This window comes from Agrobacterium sp. RAC06 (assembly GCF_001713475.1).
GTDB lineage: Bacteria > Pseudomonadota > Alphaproteobacteria > Rhizobiales > Rhizobiaceae > Allorhizobium.
The window spans coordinates 2,769,856-2,789,857 of sequence record NZ_CP016499.1; the positions used below are offsets into that span (position 1 = coordinate 2,769,856).

20 protein-coding genes are annotated in these 20,002 nt (G+C 61.1%); 9 read left to right on the forward strand and 11 right to left on the reverse strand.

The genetic code is table 11. The annotated features are described in order from the left end of the window. Positions 1-13: 13 nt before the first annotated feature. Positions 14-1,726 (reverse strand): hypothetical protein, encoded by a 1,713-nt coding sequence (locus tag BSY240_RS13395; protein WP_150127474.1) that lies wholly within the window; start codon positions 1,724-1,726, stop codon positions 14-16. 213 nt (positions 1,727-1,939) lie between these two features. Here BSY240_RS13395 and BSY240_RS13400 point away from each other — a divergent pair, with 213 nt between their 5' ends. Next, positions 1,940-3,337 carry a nicotinate phosphoribosyltransferase gene (locus tag BSY240_RS13400; RefSeq protein ID WP_069042633.1) on the forward strand — a complete coding sequence of 466 codons (1,398 nt, stop codon included), beginning with the start codon at positions 1,940-1,942 and terminating at the stop codon, positions 3,335-3,337. Between the two features lies 1 nt (position 3,338). Here the strand turns inward: BSY240_RS13400 and BSY240_RS13405 are convergent, their stop codons facing one another. Beyond that, positions 3,339-3,590, reverse strand: a complete 252-nt coding sequence (locus BSY240_RS13405; protein WP_069042634.1) for a hypothetical protein — start codon at positions 3,588-3,590, stop codon at positions 3,339-3,341. A gap of 154 nt (positions 3,591-3,744) precedes the next feature. Here BSY240_RS13405 and BSY240_RS13410 point away from each other — a divergent pair, with 154 nt between their 5' ends. Continuing rightward, positions 3,745-4,068, forward strand: coding sequence for a DUF6665 family protein (locus BSY240_RS13410; protein WP_054149371.1), 324 nt, complete (start codon positions 3,745-3,747; stop codon positions 4,066-4,068). Positions 4,069-4,082: 14 nt separating this feature from the next. On the opposite strand, the gene BSY240_RS13415 is transcribed toward BSY240_RS13410, so the two are convergent. Together BSY240_RS13415 and BSY240_RS24170 are read right to left on the reverse strand one after the other, a co-directional pair. Further along, on the reverse strand, positions 4,083-4,706 hold the full coding sequence (locus BSY240_RS13415) for a ribonuclease D (protein WP_054149370.1): 624 nt from the start codon (positions 4,704-4,706) through the stop codon (positions 4,083-4,085). 175 nt (positions 4,707-4,881) lie between these two features. Further along, complete coding sequence (locus tag BSY240_RS24170; RefSeq protein WP_171901535.1) at positions 4,882-5,052, reverse strand: hypothetical protein; 171 nt, start codon at positions 5,050-5,052, stop codon at positions 4,882-4,884. A gap of 226 nt (positions 5,053-5,278) precedes the next feature. Here BSY240_RS24170 and BSY240_RS13425 point away from each other — a divergent pair, with 226 nt between their 5' ends. Together BSY240_RS13425 and BSY240_RS13430 are read left to right on the forward strand one after the other, a co-directional pair. Beyond that, entirely contained in the window at positions 5,279-6,703 is a 1,425-nt protein-coding gene (locus tag BSY240_RS13425; protein WP_069042635.1) for a phosphomannomutase, read from the forward strand. 52 nt (positions 6,704-6,755) lie between these two features. Next, the gene (locus BSY240_RS13430; RefSeq protein WP_069042636.1) at positions 6,756-7,511 is read left to right on the forward strand and encodes an SDR family NAD(P)-dependent oxidoreductase; all 756 of its coding nucleotides are present in this window, start codon (positions 6,756-6,758) and stop codon (positions 7,509-7,511) included. Between the two features lie 36 nt (positions 7,512-7,547). Here the strand turns inward: BSY240_RS13430 and BSY240_RS13435 are convergent, their stop codons facing one another. Genes BSY240_RS13435 through BSY240_RS13445 form a run of 3 tightly spaced genes read right to left on the reverse strand, consistent with a single transcriptional unit; the run spans position 7,548 to position 10,899 of the window. Beyond that, on the reverse strand, positions 7,548-8,765 hold the full coding sequence (locus BSY240_RS13435; RefSeq protein WP_069042637.1) for an SAM-dependent methyltransferase: 1,218 nt from the start codon (positions 8,763-8,765) through the stop codon (positions 7,548-7,550). Then, positions 8,762-9,556 (reverse strand): DUF1365 domain-containing protein, encoded by a 795-nt coding sequence (locus BSY240_RS13440; RefSeq protein ID WP_069042638.1) that lies wholly within the window; start codon positions 9,554-9,556, stop codon positions 8,762-8,764. Before BSY240_RS13440 ends, BSY240_RS13435 begins: the two co-directional genes overlap by 4 nt. Continuing rightward, positions 9,553-10,899: an NAD(P)/FAD-dependent oxidoreductase gene (locus BSY240_RS13445; RefSeq protein WP_069042639.1), complete on the reverse strand. Its 1,347-nt coding sequence runs from the start codon at positions 10,897-10,899 to the stop codon at positions 9,553-9,555. Before BSY240_RS13445 ends, BSY240_RS13440 begins: the two co-directional genes overlap by 4 nt. Positions 10,900-11,152: 253 nt before the next feature. Here BSY240_RS13445 and BSY240_RS13450 point away from each other — a divergent pair, with 253 nt between their 5' ends. The 5 genes from BSY240_RS13450 to BSY240_RS13470 are packed head-to-tail and all read left to right on the forward strand — an operon-like array spanning position 11,153 to position 15,508. Next, a complete protein-coding gene (locus tag BSY240_RS13450; RefSeq protein WP_006725285.1) occupies positions 11,153-11,722 on the forward strand; it encodes a sigma-70 family RNA polymerase sigma factor in 570 nt (189 codons plus the stop codon). Then, on the forward strand, positions 11,719-12,396 hold the full coding sequence (locus BSY240_RS13455) for a ChrR family anti-sigma-E factor (RefSeq protein ID WP_069042640.1): 678 nt from the start codon (positions 11,719-11,721) through the stop codon (positions 12,394-12,396). Before BSY240_RS13450 ends, BSY240_RS13455 begins: the two co-directional genes overlap by 4 nt. A gap of 39 nt (positions 12,397-12,435) precedes the next feature. Then, positions 12,436-12,837 carry a DUF2177 family protein gene (locus BSY240_RS13460; RefSeq protein ID WP_069042641.1) on the forward strand — a complete coding sequence of 134 codons (402 nt, stop codon included), beginning with the start codon at positions 12,436-12,438 and terminating at the stop codon, positions 12,835-12,837. Between the two features lie 39 nt (positions 12,838-12,876). Continuing rightward, on the forward strand, positions 12,877-13,890 hold the full coding sequence (locus BSY240_RS13465; protein ID WP_082347633.1) for a ligase-associated DNA damage response exonuclease: 1,014 nt from the start codon (positions 12,877-12,879) through the stop codon (positions 13,888-13,890). Position 13,891: 1 nt separating this feature from the next. Further along, positions 13,892-15,508, forward strand: a complete 1,617-nt coding sequence (locus BSY240_RS13470) for a cisplatin damage response ATP-dependent DNA ligase (protein ID WP_069042642.1) — start codon at positions 13,892-13,894, stop codon at positions 15,506-15,508. Positions 15,509-15,512: 4 nt separating this feature from the next. Here BSY240_RS13470 and glpK read toward each other — a convergent pair whose 3' ends face one another. From glpK to BSY240_RS13490, 4 genes are all read right to left on the reverse strand, one after another. Next, positions 15,513-17,006: a glycerol kinase GlpK gene (gene glpK / locus BSY240_RS13475; protein ID WP_054149360.1), complete on the reverse strand. Its 1,494-nt coding sequence runs from the start codon at positions 17,004-17,006 to the stop codon at positions 15,513-15,515. An 81-nt stretch (positions 17,007-17,087) separates the two neighbouring features. Then, on the reverse strand, positions 17,088-18,806 hold the full coding sequence (locus BSY240_RS13480) for an ABC transporter substrate-binding protein (RefSeq protein WP_069042643.1): 1,719 nt from the start codon (positions 18,804-18,806) through the stop codon (positions 17,088-17,090). A gap of 83 nt (positions 18,807-18,889) precedes the next feature. Then, entirely contained in the window at positions 18,890-19,171 is a 282-nt protein-coding gene (locus tag BSY240_RS13485; RefSeq protein WP_054149358.1) for a DUF2160 domain-containing protein, read from the reverse strand. Positions 19,172-19,181: 10 nt separating this feature from the next. Beyond that, entirely contained in the window at positions 19,182-20,000 is an 819-nt protein-coding gene (locus tag BSY240_RS13490) for a carbohydrate ABC transporter permease (protein WP_054149357.1), read from the reverse strand. Positions 20,001-20,002 lie beyond the last annotated feature (2 nt).

Below are 20,002 nucleotides of genomic sequence, written 5' to 3' on the forward strand. Positions count from 1 at the left end.
TCGGTCTTGAGTATCAGTTGAGACCGGCCATCCGCAGGTAGAGCTCGTGAGCGGGCTCGGGCGGGAGCGGCAAAGCCGTCTCTGAAGGCGCCGGGAGGGCGGACAGCTCCGCCACCATGCCCTCCTGCATATACGTCTCCGCTGGTTCGCCGGCCGGGCGCTCGTCTTCGGGCATCACGACGTCTGCGGCATCCTCGTCACCATCGACAGCTTCGTCCCTGTCATCGTCCTCGGCATCCGTCTCCCCATCCCGATTGCCGGAATCCTCTTCTTCCTTCTCCTCGACGCGTTCGACGTCGAATTCGTCTTCCACTTGGTAGGGAATGAAGGGCAAAGGCATGCCTTCCCGCGCAATCGGAAACCTCGCCAGCGCCTGCTCCGACAACGGGATTGCGCCGGGCGCTGGGCGCTCCTCTGTCGTTTCCGTCAGGTCTGCATCCTGCATGCGCGCTAGCTGCTCGGCTGAATCGCTCATTTCGTCGGATGAGACCGGCGGCGCGGCAGGTGTCGCCGCCAGTTGCGCTTCCAGGCCGGGAGCGATGCTCGGCCGGGCTGTGGCTTTTGGCTCGGTCGAAAGGCTCTTCAGCTGCAGGAGTGCCCGAACGAAATCCGATTCGAGCAGCTCGGCGAGCCAGCCCGCCGGCATCGGTGGTGTGGGCCTCGCCTGCCCCGGCACGGCGATCACCGGCATGGCTGCGGGAGATCCAGCGGAGGGCGTCTGGCGATCCGGGGTGGCAATTCCATCAGGAGCCCGTTCCTCCGGCTGTCTCGCGGCGCCGCTTGCTGGCATGGGCAGCCTTTGGCCGCTTTCGGCTTGCGTGGCTGGGCTGCCGGTGGGCGATTGCGACAGGCCTGCGAACGGTGCCGCTCGGCTCGTCTGCGGTTCCGTCCCGGCCTTCTGCAGCGGCTGGCTTGCGCCTGTCGCCACCGGCAAACTTTCGGGTCGACCCGACGCAATACCGAGGCCCGGCAGGGAGCCGGATGGCGTTGCCGTTGTGGCTCGGGCGGAGCGCGTCACATCCATGTCTGGACGCTGCGGCGGACCAGCATTCGCGGCGCGCACTTCGGCATTGCCTTTGGCTTCGGCAGCGGCTGGCGTGTTCAGAGGTCTGTTTTGCCCGGCTGCCGTCTGTGCGGTGCGCTGGGGGTCGTTCGGCGCACGTCCGACATCGTTTGCGGCCAAGGGACGACTGACGCTCTGAGCCGTCGGGCGAGCTTCGCCGGCCGCCTCCCGATAGGACGAGATGACCGAGCGCGCCGCTCCGTCCCTGTCCGTCTGACGATAGAGTTCGAGATAGAGTGCCAGGGTTGCCCGTTCCGGGCCCGAGGGGGTGGCCATGGCCGCCAGCAGTGTGCGCAACTGCAGTCCGGCAAACGACTGGGTCAGAAGCTTCTGCAGCTTCAGGCGATCGGCGGCCGGCAGTGCCGCGATGCCTTCGATCAAGCGACCCATGTAGTCGCCAGGCGTCTCGTCGGCCCGCCGCTCGATCTTCAGGGCGGCGCCGAGGACGTCTGCCAGAACAGAAAGATTCTGAGACATGCGCTCAGGACCCGATAGGAGCATGATGTTCAACTGGCCGGCGATTGCAGCGCTCTGGTTGATGGCCGTTGGCATTGGCGGTGAGGCAAGCGCTGTTGCGCGAGAGCCGGCCGGTTGTTCCGGTCGCGGCTTTGCCTCGGTCGCAGACGTGTAGGGCACAGTGGACGCAAGGACTGGAGGAAGCATGGCAACCTCTCCGGTTCTGGTGCCTCGGGACAAGAGTTTCGGGCGATGTCTTAAGCCGTACCACGGCTGCCCGATCCTCAATCCTTGCCTGATTTGGTTAATGAAGCACTAAGACGCAATCTCAACGGGCGACACCAGCCTCGCGCATTGATTGGCGTGCACGATGGACGAGGCGGCGCACTGTCGCCGATTCGATCCAACACGGACGCAGGCATGACACGCAATCTTCTCCTGAACACCGACAGCTACAAGCTTGGCGTCTTTCTGCAGTATCCGAAAGATACGCGGGCCGTCAGCGCCTTCGTCACCACGCGGGGCAACTCCTTCCGTCCCGAGGTGATGTTCTTTGGTCTGCAGATGTTCCTGAAAGACTACCTGTCGAAGCCGATCAGCCGTGGTGACATCGAGGAAGCCGAAGAGATTGCACGCCACCACGGCCAGCCTTTCGACCGCAAGGGGTGGGAGCATATTCTGAATGCGCATGGCGGACTGTTGCCGCTGCGCATCGAGGCACTGCCCGAAGGCGCCGCAATCCGCCGCGGGGTGCCCGTCATGCAGGTGGTCAACACCGATCCTCTCGTGCCGTGGCTCACCTCCTATATGGAGACCGCGCTGCTTCGCGCCGTCTGGTATCCGTCGACTGTCGCGACGACGGCCTGGCGCATCCGGATGGCGATACAGCCCTTCCTGGATCGGACAACGGACGATCCAGACGGGCTGCAACCGAGCCGGATCAGCGACTATGGTTGCCGCAGCACATCCAGCGTCGAACAGGCGGCGATCGGCGGGGCAGCGCATCTTGTGCACTTCCACAGCTCTGATTCGCTTCCCGCCATTCTGCAGGCCCGTCGCTTCTACAAGGCCTCGATGCCGGCCCAGTCGATCCCGGCTGCCGAACATGGAACGATCATTGCCTGGGGCCAGCCGCACGAGACGGAAGCCTATTCCCACATGATCGACAATTTCGCGAGTTTCGGCGGCTATTCCGTTGTCTCCGATAGCTTCGACCTCCACAACGCCGTTTCAGAGATCTGGGGCAAGAAACTGCAGACCAAGGTGCGCGCTGCCGGTGGCGTTCTCGTGGTGCGGCCGGATAGTGGCGATCCGATCGAGACACCGGTCCAGGTCGTGGCCCAACTCGCCTACGCCTTTGGCACACGGCTGAACGGCAGGGGTTTCAAGGTGCTCGACGGCAATGTCCGGGTGATCCAGTCGGACGGCGTTTCGATCCAGGATATTCAGATGATCCTGGGCCGGCTCGAAGGCATGGGTTTCTCCTCCGAAAACATCTCCTTCGGCATGGGATCGGGCCTGCTGCACAAGATCAACAGGGACACGATGTCCTTCACCATGCGCACGAGCGCCGTTCAGGACGATAAAGGCCAGTGGCGTCCGGTTGTGCGCCGCCCGTCCAATCCGCAGCAGAAGGTGTCAATGGCAGGCCGTGTGGCCGCGATCGCCGATGGCTATGACATCATGCCGATCCAGCTGGAAGATCTCGGGAACCGCCCCAACCTCTTGCAGCCGGTCTGGCAGGACGGGGAGCTTCTGGTGGACTGGAGCCTGGACGAAATCCGGGCGAGGGCAACGATCGCCAGCCTGCCGCGCTAGCTTAATCGACGAGACGCATGAACCGCGGATAGAGGCCAGCCTCATCCGAGGGGACTGGAACGCGCTCGCCAAAAGCCTCGTCCGAGCGGCTGCGCTCATCGACGATAAATGCGTCCAGCCAGTTGGCTGGCGCATATTGCGGGCCCTGGTCTTCAATGTCGGCTTGTTCCGCAGGCGCTTCGATCAGATCGAGATCATAGCTGGATGAACTACGCGATACCGAGTCTAAGAGGATAGTAGCTGCTTCCGTCATGGTCGCCTGATCAACGCCTTATGTGCAACGAGCAACTTGAAAGGCTCGCCGCGTCACCAATTTCCATGCGGGGATCATGCGAAGTCTCGGTTAATGAAACCTTGGCGAAATGGGCAAAGCTCCCCTCAAATCTCACCCATGAGAAGATCTAGCCATGAGCTTCAAAACTCCAGCCTCTCTGCTTTCTCCGGCGCTTCACGACAGCGTCACGCCCCTCGACCTGGAACTGGCCGGTGAAAAGGCCGATGCCTTGGCACGGGCGGGCCGGAAGGCTGAGGAGGCTCTTGAGACGCTGGCTGGCGCGCGCGGTGTGGACGGCACCCCGATTGAGGCCCTGCGCCATGCAGCAGCCGACGCGGTGTTTTGCTTGATGATCCAGCGGGAGCTTTGTGGTTTGCGAAACCAGGGCGATATGATCCGACGGTATGCCATCCCGGCCGATGTCATGTCCCGGGTCGGCATTGTCAGGCGCGACTGAGGCCGCCAGGCAGGTCAGCTATGCGCGAAGATGTCGGTTTCTTCCCAGCCGAGAAGATCGAGCTTGGACCGCGTGGGAAGGAATTCGAAGCAAGCCTTGGCATGTTCCATCCGGTCGTCGCGCAAAAGGCGCTGCGTGAGCTTGTCGCGGAGGGCATGCAGATGCAGCACGTCCGAGGCCGCATATTCGAGCTGCGCCTGGCTCAGGGTCTCGGCAGCCCAGTCAGACGATTGCTGCGCCTTGGAGATATCGACCTCGAGCATTTCCTTGAGATTGTCCTTGAGACCGTGCCGATCGGTGTAGGTTCGGGTCAAGCGGGATGCAATCTTGGTGCAGAACACGTTGGTCGTGGTCACGCCGAAGGTTTGAAACAGGACCGCAATATCGAAGCGACCATAATGGAAGATCTTCTGACGGGCCGGGTCCGCGAGCATCGCCACGAGGTTGGGCGCATCCTTTTGATTTTTGGCGATCCGGATTACGTCGGCGGTTCCGTTACCGGGAGACAGTTGGACGACGCAGAGACGATCGCGGCGAGGGACGAGGCCGAGGGTCTCCGTATCGATCGCAATGGCGTCGATATAGCGACCGGCGGCATCGGACGAGATGTCCCCCTCGTGATAGCGGATCGTCGTCATCGGTTACTCCAGAAGTCAGATGTTGTCCCTGCCCGCTATAGACCAAAGCACACCCTTGCACCATCCCGCGCCTGCCCGGACCACTCAAGGCGGTCACAGCCTTGTGATAGGTGCATGAGAAACTGCTAAGCAGGATAGAGATTTGCTCAATTGCTACGCAAACGCGCTTTTGTTTTCAGAGAAACGCGCCGATGCGAAAGATACGAAAGCGTGTCGCTGCAAAAATCGTAGCAGCGCGTTCCTGCCCGGACATCAAGCCATGCATTTTACGCACTGCTGCGTTGCAACAAGCGCGCTTGGCAGAATCGAGCGCCGTGGATATAACCAAAGCATCGAAGCGGCGCACTCCTCCTCCCAGTGCCGCTCGGTAGGATCGGCAATACTCCTCCTCCTCCCAATTGCCGATCAAGTTTAAGAGCCTGGCGCATCCTCCTCCCGCGCCAGGCTCTTTTCGTTTCTGGATCCCCCCACAGATTTGGACTTGCCTGACGGCCAAGCGATACTTCCGCTTGATGCCTTGGGTCACAGGCCCATATAACGCCATCTGTTCGCGAGACCCTCAGGAGGCATGCATGACAGTAAAGTTCGGTACGAGCGGCTTGAGAGGGCTTTCGACAGATCTCGTTGGCTCGGTCTCAGCACTTTATTCAACCGCCTTCGCAAGACACATGCTGGAAAGCGGCGCACTGCAGCCGGGATCGCCTGTCGTGGTCGGAAGCGACTTTCGTCCGTCGAGCCCGGAAATCTCATCCACGATCATGGCCGCGATGAAGCGCCTTGGCCTTGTTCCGATCGACTGCGGCACCATCCCAACCCCGGCGCTGGCGCTCTACGGCGCCTCGATCGGGGCGGCCGGGATCATGGTCACCGGCTCCCATATTCCCGCCGACCGCAACGGCATCAAATTCTACCGGCCCGATGGAGAGGTCAACAAGAGCGACGAGGAGGCGATCACGCGTCTCGCAGCCGCATTGAAAGACGATGCAGACGCCAACAAGGTCGAGGCCGGCTCCGGAACGGCTGGCGAGGCAGAGGCAACGCAGCTCTTCATCGACCGCAATCTCGGCATCCTTGCGCCCGATGCGCTGAAGGGAAAGCGGATCGGCATCTACCAACACAGTTCGGTCGCCCGCGACATGCTGGTCACGGTGTTTGAGCGTTGCGGAGCAACCGTGTTTCAGCTGGGGCGCTCGGAGCAGTTCATCCCTGTCGATACCGAAGCGGTATCGGCGGACACGGTCACGCAACTTGCGCATTGGAGCGACGAACTCGCCCTCGACGCGATCATCTCGACGGATGGCGACGGGGACCGGCCGCTGGTGGCCGACGAGCATGGCAGGCCGCTGCGCGGCGATCTGCTCGGACTGATCGTTTCCCGCTTCCTCAAGGCGAAGGTTGTAGCAACGCCTGTCACATCGAATTCCGGCCTCGAGCAGGACGGCGGCTTTGCCGTGCGCCGCACGCGCGTCGGCTCGCCTTTTGTCATTGCTGCCATGGAGGACGCGCTCTCGGCTAGAGAATCCGGCGTGCTCGGCTTTGAGGCGAATGGCGGCCTGATGCTGGGATCGGATTTCACCATCGGTGAAAAGACCATCGCGGCTCTGCCGACCCGGGACAGCTTCCTACCGGCGCTGGCCGTGCTCGGAACCGCGGCAGAACGCGGCCTTTCGCTCTCAGAACTGGTTGACGATTTCAATCTCCCGGTGGCGCTTAGCGACCGCCTGGAGAACTACGCAAGTGAACGCAGCGCCTCGCTCATGGCGCATCTCAGGGCATCGGGAGATCACTTGTCGGCTTTCCTCAGCCCAATCGGTGCCGTCAAAAGCGTCAGCGACATCGATGGATTGCGGGCAACGCTGGCCGATGGCCGGGTGATCCACTTTCGGCCCTCTGGCAATGCGCCGGAAATGCGCTGTTATGTCGAGGCCGCCAACAAGGAAGACGCAGAGGATCTGCTGAAGCAGGGGCTTTCGCTGCTCTCCAGCTGGACGGCCTGAACCGAGCTCACCCCCGGGGCGTATTGTTCAGGAGATCAAGCAAGAGGATATCATGAACAAGATTGCCTGGATTACGGGTTCCAGCACCGGCATTGGCCGGGCGCTCGCCGAACGCCTCCTTCGAGACGGATACCGAATCGCCGTCAGCGCCCGCAGTGTCGATGCGCTCGCTTCGCTCTCAGCCAGTCATCCCGGCAAGGTCGGCGTCTACCCGCTCGACGTCACCGACCCCGCAGCCGTCAAGCAGGCATTTGCGGCGATCGAGAGCGAAATGGGCCCGGTCGATCTCGCCGTCTTTGCGGCCGGTTCCTACACCCGCGATTATGCCGAGGACTTTGACAGCGCGCGGACCCGCCAGATGTTCGAACTCAACGTGCTCGGCACCGCCTCGTGTCTGGAAAGGGTGATGCCGGCGATGATCGCGCGGCGCCGCGGACACATCGCAGTCGTCGCCTCGGTGTCAGGCTATGTCGGGCTCCCCGGCGCTGCGACCTATGGCGCGACGAAAGCCGCGCTCAACGTGATGTGCGAAGCGCTCTATCCCGAGCTCGAGCGTCATGGCGTGAAGATGACCATCATCAACCCGGGTTTCGTCGACACACCGCTGACCAAGAAGAACGACTTCCCGATGCCCTTCCTGGTCTCCTCGGAAGAGGCCGCCGACACGATCGCCAAGGGTCTGGCCAAGGGCAAGTTCGAGATCATCTTCCCCTGGAAGATGGCACTCGCGATCCGTTTCCTGCACGCCCTGCCCCACGCGCTACGCTTTGCGTTGACGCGCAAGATGCTCCGGCCGAAGGGCTCTTGACCGGAGTACAAACTGCAAATCTGGGAAACCTGACGTTCAGGCTGGCTTGTCCAGCCTGAACTGCACGACGTCGATGCGACCGAAGCGGAAGCCAACCGCGCAATAGTGCAGGTAGAGACGCCACATGCGGTAGAAGCGGCGGTCGAAACCGAGAGGCTCGATCTTCTGCCAGTTGGCCGTGAAAGCGCTGTCCCAGGCGATCAGCGTACGGTCGTAATCGCGGCCGAAGCGGAAGCGATCACCGACCTTCAGGCCTGCACCCTCAGCGTCCCGCTCGAAAACGGTCACCGAGGGCAGCATGCCGCCGGGGAAGATATAGGTCTGGATGAAATCAGCGCTGCGACGGTAGTAGTCGAAGCGGCTCTCATCGATGGTGATGGTCTGGATCAGCGCCTGCCCGCCTTCGACCAGCAGGTTCTGAATGGCCTTGAAATAGACCGGCCAGTTTTCTTCACCCACCGCCTCGAACATCTCGATCGAAACGATCTTGTCGTATTGCCCGCGACAATCGCGGTAGTCCTCGAGCCTGATGTCGACCCTGTCGGCGAAACCGGCCTTATCGAGCCGCTCGCGGGCGAATTTCGCCTGTTCGGTCGACAGCGTCAGCCCGGTGACCCTGCAGCCGGTCTTGCGGATCGCATGTTCGGCAAAGCCGCCCCAACCACAGCCGATTTCCAGGACATGATCCTCAGGACCGATCTTCAGTTCTTCGACGATGCGGGCGTATTTTGCCTCCTGCGCATCGGCAAGGCTCATGCTGGGTGCGCTGTAGAGCGCGGAGGAATAGGTCATGGTGCGGTCCAGCCACAGGCCGTAGAACGCATTGCCGAGATCGTAATGATAGGCGATATTTCGCCGGCTACCCTTCTTCGAGTTACGGCGCAGCTTGTGACGCAAGCGGGCGAGCGTCATGAAGATGGATGAGGAGGACAGAACTCGCCCGAGCTGCGCTTCGTTGGCCAGCGCCAGTTCGAGCACCGCGCCAATGTCAGGCGAATCCAGATCTCCGTCCATATAGGCCTGGGCAAATCCAAGGGTCCCGCTGGTCAAGAGGCGAAAGACCGGGCTCGCATTGCGGACACACAATACGGCATTCGGGCCCGGGTTTGCACCGATCGCGACATGTTCACCATAGCCTTCGAACTGAAGTGTCAGGCGGCCCACGGCGATCCGGTCGGCCCAGCGGCACATCATGCGCTGCCAGAATGTGAGAGAGCTAACCACAGGGTGCATTTCCTGCTCAGCGTGACTCATGACTTATTCATCCCATTCTGCACGACGATCGTAGACGCTATTCTGGCTGCTGCTGGCTTATGTCGGTAGATGGGTACGCCCTTCCACCAAAGCTTCAGCGCCTCCCAATGAATGCCCCCCATCACTTTAAGGGTCATCAAAGGATACTTCAGCAACATGTGCAACAAACCTTTGTCTGACAAAGGACGGCGCCGGCCGGAAAAAGTTGCAAACAAAAGTGGCCCTTCCGGATCGCTCTCGCCGATATTGATGGTCACATCATCGGTCGGCGGGCTGATACGGAAATTGTATTCACAGTTCATGGGCATGAATGGCGAGACATACATCTCCTTTGCGCAACTATGGCGCAGGATGCCGTTCTCTTCAGCCTCGACCGGGATCACATAGGTGTGGCGCTCGTTGAAGGTGTTGCAGACCTCGTAGAGGACTGCGGCAAGCTCACCTTCGGCGCGATAGCAGAAAAACACCGTGATCGGATTGAAGACATAGCCGAAGATCCGGGGATAGCAGAGCATGTGGATCTTTATGCCATCGGCCTCCACGCCGGCCGCGGCCAGGCGCTCGTCAACCCAGGCTCTCAGTTCGCCGGTGCGGCCATTGCCATGGTCCGCGTCATGCACCGAATAGAGCGCCGCTCTGTTGTAACCGAACAGACGCAGGCCTTCATTCAACTGGTCGATCTCATCGAGGTCGACCAGGAGCGAAAACACGCTGTAGCGCAGGCTGTGCTTCTTGGGCCGGCTGCGGGCATGCAGCACATGCCCGGCATAGATTGCGGAGTTCAACTTCATTCCGCCGCCTCGAGCTGGCGACCGATGACGATGCGACCCGATTCGTTTTCGACCGACCATGGACGACGGACACCGCCGAGAGCTTCGGCGACGGCAAGCCCCGCCTGCAGGCCATCCTCATGGAACCCGCTACCGAAATATGCACCGCAGAACCATGTGTTGCGGCGGCCCTGAAGCTGCCAGATACGGCGCTGGGCGCGAATTGCGGCGACATCGAAGAGCGGGTGTTCATAGTTGAAAGTCTCGATGATCTTGGACGGATCGATCGGACGGCAGGGATTGAGGGTGACGAAGAGAGGCGTTGCCGGATCCAGCGACTGCAGCTTGTTCATCCAGTAGGTGACGCAAAGGGTTTCGCTCGAGTCTGCCTGTTTCTCCGCCACATAGTTCCAGCTGGACCAGACCGACTTTCGCTTCGGCATCAAAGTCTCGTCCGAATGCAGCACGGCGAGATTGGGCGTGTACTGGAAGGACTCGAGGATCTCGATCTCTTCGCTATCCGCGTCTTCCAGGAGATCGATGCTCTGGTTTGCGTGGGTGGCGAGAACGACGTCATCAAAGACCTCTACGCCACCATGTACATCGGTCACCTGAACGCCGGCAATACCTCGGCGGACACCTGTCACGGCCGTGCCGAGGCGCACTTCCCCGCGGAAGTCGGCCAGGATACGGGCCACATATTCGCGGCTACCGCCCTTCACCGTGCGCCATTGCGGCCGATCCTTGAGAACCAGCAATCCATGGTTTGCGAAGAAGCGGATGAAGGCATGCAGCGGATAAAGCCGCATCTCCGACGCCGTGGTCGACCAGATCGCAGCGCCCATCGGCAGGAGATGATCCTCGATGAAGGAAGGCGAATAATCGGCGGATGCGAGGTAGTCGCCAAGCGACACGCCTTCGAGTTCACGACGCTCAAGAAGGCCGGGGGCTTCCTTGTAGAAGCGAAGAAGGTCCTTCACCATGCGCCAGAAGCGCGGACGCAGAATGTTCGACTTCTGCCCCAAGAGCCCCGAGAGCCCCGAACCCGAATATTCGAAGGCGCCACCGCCGAGAGAGGCGGCAAAAGACATGTTCGACGGCAGGGTTGGCACATCGAGATGCTCGAAAAGCTTCACCAGATTGGGGTAGTTCCGGTCGTTGTAAACGATAAAACCGGTGTCGACGGGGATGTCTTTCTGGGCGCCGGGGGCGATCACCGTATTCGAATGGCCGCCCGGCCGGCTCTCGGTTTCGTAAACAACGACATCGGCGCTCTTTGACAGCAGCCAGGCGGATGAGAGGCCCGAAATCCCCGATCCGATGACCGCGACCCTGCGTTTACCGCCGGATGCGGCCTTCGTCATACCAGTGTCCATTTCCCGCCCTTTGCCACATCTTCAATTCAATCTGTTTGTCGCTGATTACGCAAAGCAAATCTCAATGGATTGATCGCAGCGAATAAATTCACAGGCAGTGATCCGAGCCGAGAACCGCGGCGTAGACCGCTGCATGATGAACGCGATACACATCTCGGCAGATGCGTGCCACAATGACCCCGGGCGAATTGCACCGCAAAAGGTCGTTGCGCCGCTCAAACGAGGGAAAAAAAGCGTTTCGATGACCGAGTCGGTGGAAGAACTGGACCAGCGTAACTTCTCGCAGCTTTTGGCCGCCGTCGGCCGCGATAGAGACATCGAAGCCTTCGAGACGATTTTCAAGTTTTATGGTCCGAAGGTGCGTGCCTATATGGCGAAGCTTGCCCGTGACGGACAGGCGGCCGAAGAGCTGATGCAAGAGACGATGCTTGCGGTCTGGAACAAGGCCGAGCAGTTCGACCCAACAAGGGGAAATGTCTCAAGCTGGATCTTCACCATCGCCCGTAACCAACGCATCGACGCATTCCGTCGCGAGAGGCGTCCGACCTTTGACCCGTCTGATCCGGCCTTCGTGCCGGACGACGTACCACCGGCCGATGTCGAATTCGAAGGCAAGCAGGAGGCTGATCGCCTTCGGCGCGCCATGGAAACCCTACCACCCGAACAGCTCGAACTCCTCAAAATGTCATTCTACAGAGAAGCATCCCACAGCACGATCGCAGCCGAACTCGGACTGCCGATGGGGACCGTGAAATCACGTATCCGCCTCGCTTTCGCGAAGCTGCGTGCAGCATTGGAGGAGCGGGCATGACCCTCCACGTCCAACACCACATCAGCGACGAGCTTCTGCTCGATTATGCGACCGGAAATCTGGCCGAGGGCTGGAGCATTGCCGTTGCGACACATCTGGCGCTTTGCCCGTCCTGCCGCAACAGGCTCTCCTTCATGGAGCATACCGGCGGTCAATTGCTCGAGGCGACCGAGGTGACCGCCGAAGAGACGCCAGCGTCAGACAGCTGGTCGTCAATGAAGGCAAAGCTCAACTCGCAGGGCACGTCGCGGCTCGCCGCGGCAAAGCCGGTTGCCACTCCGACCGATCTTCCGGTTTTGCCTGAGCCGCTGCGCTCCTATCTTGGCGGCGACGTCGAGGCCTTGAAATGGAAGGCACTCGGCCGCGGCGCCTATCATATCCCGATCAAGACGAGAGATACTGAGAGCCAGGTTCGCCTCTTGAAGATTCCGGCCGGCAAGCCGGTTCCGGAGCACTCGCATGGCGGCCGCGAATTGACGCTGGTGCTCAAAGGCGCGTTCACTGACGGTGCGACCGTATTCAAACGCGGGGACATCGAGGAAGCCGACGAGACGCTGACGCATCAGCCGGTGGCGACACCGGACGAGGATTGCATCTGTCTCGCCGTGACCGACGCACCGCTGAAGTTCAAGAGCCTTCTGGTCCGCCTGGTTCAGCCGGTTCTTGGAATTTGATGGGAGGCCGGGCAGGCGCCCGGTCGAGAGGGAAGACAAATGCCTTACGTGATCGCCTACATCTCCACGGCCGTTGTTTTCTTCGCCATCGACTATCTCTGGCTGACGCGGATTGCGATCGGTTTTTACCGCGAGCATATCGGCAGCCTGCTGCTGGCGGCCCCCAACTTTGCTGCCGCCGGGATTTTCTATCTCTTCTACGTGGTCGGACTTGTCTATTTTGCGGTCATGCCGGCCGTGTCCGCCGGAAGCATCGTCACCGCATTGTTCAACGGGGCGCTCCTTGGACTTCTGGCTTACGGCACCTACGACATGACCAATCTCGCCACGCTGAAGGGCTGGTCGCTGCAGGTCAGCCTCGTTGACATGGCGTGGGGTGCATTTCTCTCGGCAACCGCTTGCGCTGCAGGTTATCTCGCCGTTTCGCGCTTTACGCAGTGAGTGCTGGAAGGGCGTCTTCGGGCGCCCTATGTTCACGGCATGATCAAGCCGGACCTTCTCCTTCACCCAACGCCGGGCGGGCTTTACTGCCCGCTCGGCGACTTTTATGTCGACCCGGTCCGGCCAGTTGACCGGGCGCTGATCACTCATGGACATTCGGATCATGCCCGTTCGGGGCACGCCCATGTGCTCGCCACGCGCCAGACACTCGACATCATGGCGATACGCTACGGCGAGGACTTTTGCAGCACCTCACAGAGTGCGACCTTCGGAGAGACGATATCGGTCAACGGCGTGACCGTCCGCTTTCATCCGGCAGGCCATGTGCTCGGCTCCGCACAAATCGAGATCGAAGCGCAGGGGACCAGGATCGTGGTGTCCGGCGACTACAAGCGTGGCGCCGATCCGACTTGCGCCAGCTTCGAGCCGGTGCCCTGCGACGTGTTCATTACCGAAGCAACCTTCGGTCTGCCGGTGTTCCACCACCCCGATCCGCGGCTGGAGATCCAGAAACTGCTGACCTCTCTGCAGCAATTTCCGGAACGCAGCCACTTGATCGGCGCCTATGCGCTGGGAAAGGCACAGCGGGTGATCTCGCTCATTCGGCGGGGTGGCTATGAAAAACCGATCTACATTCATGGTTCGATGGCGCGGCTCTGCGACTATTACACCGAACAGGGCGTGGAGCTCGGCGAGCTTCGCCCGGCGACGACCGAGGACAAGAAGTCTGGCGCCTTCAAGGGCGCCGTGGTGATCGGTCCGCCCTCCGCCTTCAACGACCGCTGGGCACGGCGCTTCGAGGATCCCCTCGCGATCTTTGCGTCCGGCTGGATGATGGTGCGGCAGAGGGCGAAACAGCGAGGCGTGGAACTGCCGCTCGTCATCTCCGACCACTGCGACTGGCCGGAGCTTCTGGACACGATCCGCGAGGTGGGGCCGCAGGAGGTCTGGGTCACCCATGGGCGCGAGGAAGCGCTGGTGCGTTGGTGCGAACTTGAGGGTATCAAGGCTCGGCCACTGCACCTCGTCGGCTACGAAGACGAGGGAGACTGACATGAGGGCCTTTGCTCGCCTCCTCGATCGCCTCGTGCTGACCCCCAGCCGCAACGGCAAGCTGACGCTACTCATCGACTATTTCCGGCAGACGCCTGATCCGGATCGCGGCTATGCGCTGGCCGCGCTCACTGATGGGCTCGACATCAAGGGCGTGAAGCCGGCGCTGCTGAAAGAATTGGTCCTGGAGCGGATGGACCCGATCCTGTTTCAATATTCCTATGACTATGTCGGCGATCTGGCAGAAACCATTTCACTAGTCTGGGAGCCGCAGACGCTTGAGGCCGAAGGCGAGGAAGATCTCGAAAGCCTGTCAAAGATCGTCGAACGGCTTCAGCGGCTCGGGCGCAACGAAACGCGCTCCGTCATGCGCGACCTCTTTGACCGGCTCGATACGTCGGAGCGGTTCGCCCTGATCAAGCTCGTCACCGGGGGGCTTCGAATCGGTGTCTCCGCTAGGCTCACCAAGCAGGCGCTGGCGCTCTATGGCGACAAGGATGTCGTCGACATCGAGAGCCTCTGGCATGGGCTAAAGCCGCCTTATACCGAACTCTTCGCCTGGCTGGAGAACCGGGTCGAAAAGCCAGTTCTGTCGACGCCGGCGATCTTCCATTCGGTGATGCTGTCCACGCCGATCGAAGACAGGGATCTCCCCAATCTCGATCCGAAGGATTTCGCGGCGGAATGGAAGTGGGATGGTATCCGCGTGCAGCTTTCCTGCTCCGGCGGGAAGAGCCGGCTCTATTCGCGCTCCGGCGACGATATTTCCGGTGCCTTCCCCGATATCGTCGACGCAGCGCGGTTCGATGGCGTGATCGACGGAGAACTGCTGGTCGGTGGCACCTCGCGCAGCAATGCGCCGACGCGGACCTTTTCGGATCTCCAGCAGAGGCTCAATCGCAAGACGGTGACGGCCAAGATGCTGGAAGAGTATCCGGTCTTCATCCGCGCTTACGACATCCTGTTCGATGGTGAGGCAGACGTTCGGTCCGAGGCTTTCCTCACACGCCGTGAGCGGCTAAGCGCGCTTGTCGAGCGGCAGGAGCCACGGCGGTTCGATCTGTCGCCGCTCGTTTCCTTCTCGACCTGGGAGGAGCTGGAGCAGTTGCGCGCTGACCCACCCGATCCGGTGATCGAAGGGGTGATGCTGAAGCGGCTGGACAGCAGTTACCAGGCCGGGCGGGCCAAGGGGCCCTGGTTCAAGTGGAAACGGGACCCGATGAATGCCGATGCCGTGCTGATGTATGCGCAGCGCGGGCACGGCAAACGGTCCAGCTACTATTCGGACTTCACCTTCGGGGTCTGGACGGCGATCCCCGGCGAAGGGGATGTGCTGGTGCCGGTGGGCAAGGCTTACTTTGGCTTCACCGACGAGGAGCTTGAGGTGCTCGACCGGTTCGTGCGCAACAATACGGTGGAGCGCTTCGGCCCGGTTCGCAGCCTGAGGGCAGAACCCGAGCATGGCTTTGTCGTCGAGGTGGCCTTCGAGGGGCTTGCTCGCTCGACGCGGCACAAGTCGGGAGTCGCGATGCGGTTTCCCCGCATCGCGCGTCTCCGTCAGGACAAGCTTCCGAAGGACGCCGACCGGTTGGAGACCCTGGTCGCGCTCATCGCCTAGTCGGTTAGCGCGTGGTCAGGCAACGGGACACGCTGTCCTGCCAGCCGGCAATAGCTGCTTCCCGTTCGGTCACATTCATGCCCGGTTCGAAACGGCGGTCGCGCTTCCAGGTCGCGGCGAAGCCCTTCTGGTCGGGCCAGAGGCCGGCGCGGGATCCTGCGAGCCAGGCGGCGCCGAGGACCGTGGTTTCCAGCACGACGGGACGATCGACGGGGGCGGCCAGGATGTCGGCCAGCCGCTGCATCGTCCAGTCGGAGGCGACCATGCCACCATCGACGCGGAGCACCGTCTTCGATGCGCTGCCGTTCCAATCCTTCTTCATGGCTTCCAGGAGATCATGGGTCTGGTAGGCGACGCTTTCGAGTACGGCGCGAGCGAATTCCGCCGGGCCCGTTCCACGGGTCAATCCGAAGATGGCGCCACGGGCATCGGCATCCCAATGGGGTGCGCCAAGCCCGGTGAAGGCCGGCACAAGATAGACGCGCTGATGCGGGTCGGCCTTGCTCGCGAGCGCATCCGTCTCCGAGGCGACCTTCACAAAGCCCATCTGGTCGCGAAGCCACTGGACGGCGGCACCGGCGATGAAGATCGAGCCCTCAAGAGCGTAAGTGGTTTCGCCATTCATGCGATAGGCGATGGTGGTGAGCAACCGGTTCGAGGAAGCGACGCGATCGCGGCCGGTGTTCAGGAGTGCGAAGCAGCCCGTGCCATAGGTCGATTTCATCATACCGGGCTCGAAACAGGCATTGCCGATGACGGCGGCCTGCTGGTCGCCGGCGACGCCGAGGATCGGGATTTCGGCGCCTAGCACGGACGCATCGGTAATGCCGAAATCGTCGGCGCAATCCTTGACCTCCGGCAGCATGGCGCGCGGGATTTCGAGGATCGAAAGGAGTTCGTCGTCAAAGCGGTTTTCGCCGATGTCATAGATCAGCGTGCGCGAGGCATTTGTCGCGTCGGTCGCGTGGACCTTGCCGCCGGTCAGCTTGTAGATGAGCCAGCTATCGACCGTGCCGAAGCAGATCTCGCCATTTTCGGCGCGGGCCTTCAGGCCGTCGGCATTCTTCAAGAGCCAGGAGAGCTTGGTGCCTGAGAAATAAGGATCGAGCAGCAGGCCGGTCTTTTCGGTGAAGAGCGGTTCCAGGCCCTTATGTTTCAGTTCGTCGCAGAAACGGGCCGTGCGGCGGTCCTGCCAGACAATGGCACGGTGGACCGGCTGGCCGGTCTCGCGGTCCCAGACAACGACGGTTTCGCGCTGGTTGGTGATGCCGATCGCGGTGACATCGCCGATCTTGATCTTGGCGGCAGAGAGTGCCTTCTCGATGGTCGCCAGCACGCTCTGCCAGATCTCGTCCGCATCATGCTCGACCCAGCCGGAATCCGGGAAATGTTGGGTGAACTCCTGCTGGGCGACGCCGACAATATGCATCTCGTGATCGAAGATCATCGAGCGGGTCGAGGTCGTTCCCTGGTCGATGGCCAGAATGTAACCGCTCATCAGGCTGAAACTCCTTAAGTGAAGAAGCCGGGGCGTAGTTTGCGCCCCGGCGATTGTCAATTCAGCGGCGATCGCCGGTCGTTACTGCCAGCTCTTGACGAGCTCGTCGTAGTTGACCGTCATCGGCTGTTCTTTTTCGTTCTCGATCTTCAGCTGTGGCGCGATATTGCCCTTGGCAACGGCATCGGCGTTCCACTCTTCGAGGGTCTTTTCCTCGGCGAGCTTCGGACCGATATCGCCCTGGACGCCAGCGCGTTCGAGACGCTCAAGGACCTTTTCCTGCTCGGCGCAGAGCGAGTCCATGGCTTCCTGCGCAGTCTTTGCACCGGAAGAAGCATCACCGATTGCCTGCCACCAGAGCTGAGCCAGCTTCGGATAGTCAGGAACGTTGGTGCCAGTCGGCGACCACTGCAGGCGAGCCGGCGAGCGGTAGAATTCGACCAGACCACCAAGCTTCGGAGCGCGCTCGGTGAAGGACGGATGGTCGAGCGTCGACTGACGGATGAAGGTCAGGCCGACATGGCTCTTCTTCACGTCGACGGTCTTCGAGGTGACGAACTGGGCATAAAGCCAGGCCGCCTGGGCGCGATCGACCGGGGTCGAGGTCATCAGGGTCCAGGAACCGGCATCCTGATAGCCGAGCTTCATGCCGTCCTTCCAGTAGACGCCATGCGGGCTCGGAGCAAAGCGCCACTTCGGCGTGCCGTCCGCGTTGACGACCGGCAGGCCTTCCTTGACGAAGTCGGCGGTGAAGGCGGTGTAGGTGAACATCTGCTGGGCGATTTCACCCTGCGACGGCACCGGACCGGATTCGGAGAAGGTCATGCCCTGGGCGGCCGGAGGGGCGTACTTCTTCATCCACTCGAGATACTTCTCGATGGCGTAGACAGAGGCCGGGCCGTTGGTGTCACCACCACGGGCGACGCAAGAGCCGACCGGGCGCGAGTTTTCATCGACCTTGATACCCCACTCGTCGACCGGAAGGCCGTTCGGGATGCCCTTGTCGCCGTTGCCAGCCATGGAGAGCCAGGCGTCGGTGAAGCGCCAGCCGAGCGACGGGTCCTTCTTGCCGTAGTCCATGTGGCCGAAGACCTTCTTGCCGTCGATTTCGCGACCGGTGAAGAATTCAGCGATGTCCTCATAAGCCGACCAGTTGACCGGAACGCCGAGGTCGTAGCCGTACTTCGCCTTGAAGTCGGCCTTGTTCTTCTCGTCGTTGAACCAGTCGTAGCGGAAGAAGTAGAGGTTGGCGAACTGCTGGGTCGGCAGCTGATAGAGCTTGCCATCAGGGGCGGTCGTGAAGGACTTGCCGATGAAGTCGTCGATGTCGAGGGTCGGGCTGGTGACGTCCTTGCCTTCGCCGGCCATCCAGTCGGTCAGGTTGCGAACCTGCTGATAGCGCCAATGGGTGCCGATCAGGTCGGAGTCGTTGATGTAGGCGTCGTAGATGTTTTCGCCCGACTGCATCTGCGTCTGCAGCTTTTCAACGACGTCGCCTTCACCGATCAGGTCATGGGTGACCTTGATGCCGGTGATGGCGGTGAAGGCCGGAGCGAGGACCTTCGATTCATATTCATGCGTGGTGATGGTTTCGGAGACGACCTTGATCTCCATGCCGGCGAAAGGTTTCGCGGCATCGATGAACCACTGCATCTCGGCTTCCTGTGTGGCACGATCGAGTGCCGACATGTCGCCGACCTCGGCGTCCAGGAACTTTTTCGCCGCTTCCATGTCGGCGAATGCGACACCCGTCATGGCAAGAAGCATGGCGGCCGTCGTCGTCAAAAGGTGCTTTCGCATTATGTCCTCCCTAAGGTTGCGATTGCATTCGGTTTGCAGTCTCGAGAATGGCGACCTCCCGCCGCCATCCCGTCTTTTCTGCTCTAGACGTAGCGGAAAACGCCGATGGCGTAGACCACGGACAGAGCAAGAGCCCACCACAGGTTCGGTCCAACGAGACCGAGCCAAGCGAGATTGATGAAAGCCGACCCGAGCAGCGACACGAAAAGGCGGTCACCGCGGGTCGTCTCGAAGCGTAGAATGCCGGTTCGCGGATTGCCGCCCGGGGACAGATATTCCCAGACCGCCATCGACAGGATCAGGCACAGAATCACGATGAAGAAGATCGCGGTCGGCGTGGTCCATGCCATCCAAGTGAAATCCATCGAACCCTCCTCAGACCCGGCCCAGGGCAAAGCCCTTGGCGATGTAATTGCGAACGAAATAAATGACGAGCGCCCCGGGTATGATCGTCAGTACCCCGGCTGCTGCGAGAACACCCCAGTCCATGCCCGAGGCCGAGACCGTGCGCGTCATGATCGCTGCGATCGGCTTGGCATCCGTCGTCGTCAGCGTGCGAGCGATCAGGAGCTCCACCCAGGAGAACATGAAGCAGAAGAAGGCGGCGACACCGATGCCGGATGCGATTAGCGGCATGAAGATCTTCACGAAGAACTTCGGGAAGGAATATCCGTCGATATAGGCCGTCTCGTCGATTTCCTTCGGCACGCCCGACATGAAGCCTTCCAGGATCCACACGGCGAGCGGCACGTTGAAAAGGCAGTGTGCAATGGCGACGGCGATATGCGTGTCGATCAGGCCGAAGGCGGAATAGAGCTGAAAGAAGGGCAGCGCGAAGACAGCCGGCGGTGCCATGCGGTTTGTCAGCAGCCAGAAGAACAGATGCTTGTCACCGAGGAACCTGTAACGCGAGAAAGCATAGGCTGCCGGCAGCGCGACGGCAACCGCGATCACGGTGTTCAGGCACACATAGATGATCGAGTTGATGTAGCCCTTGTACCACGACGGATCGGTGAAGATCACCGCGTAGTTGGCAAGTGTCGGATTGACGGGCCAGAGCGAGAAGGCGCCCGTGATCTCCGCATTCGTCTTGAAGCTCATGTTGACGAGCCAGTAGATCGGCAGCAGCAGGAAGATGATGTAGATCGTCGGAACCAGGAAGCCGAGACCGGTGCGGTTATCAGTGCTTTTCATCG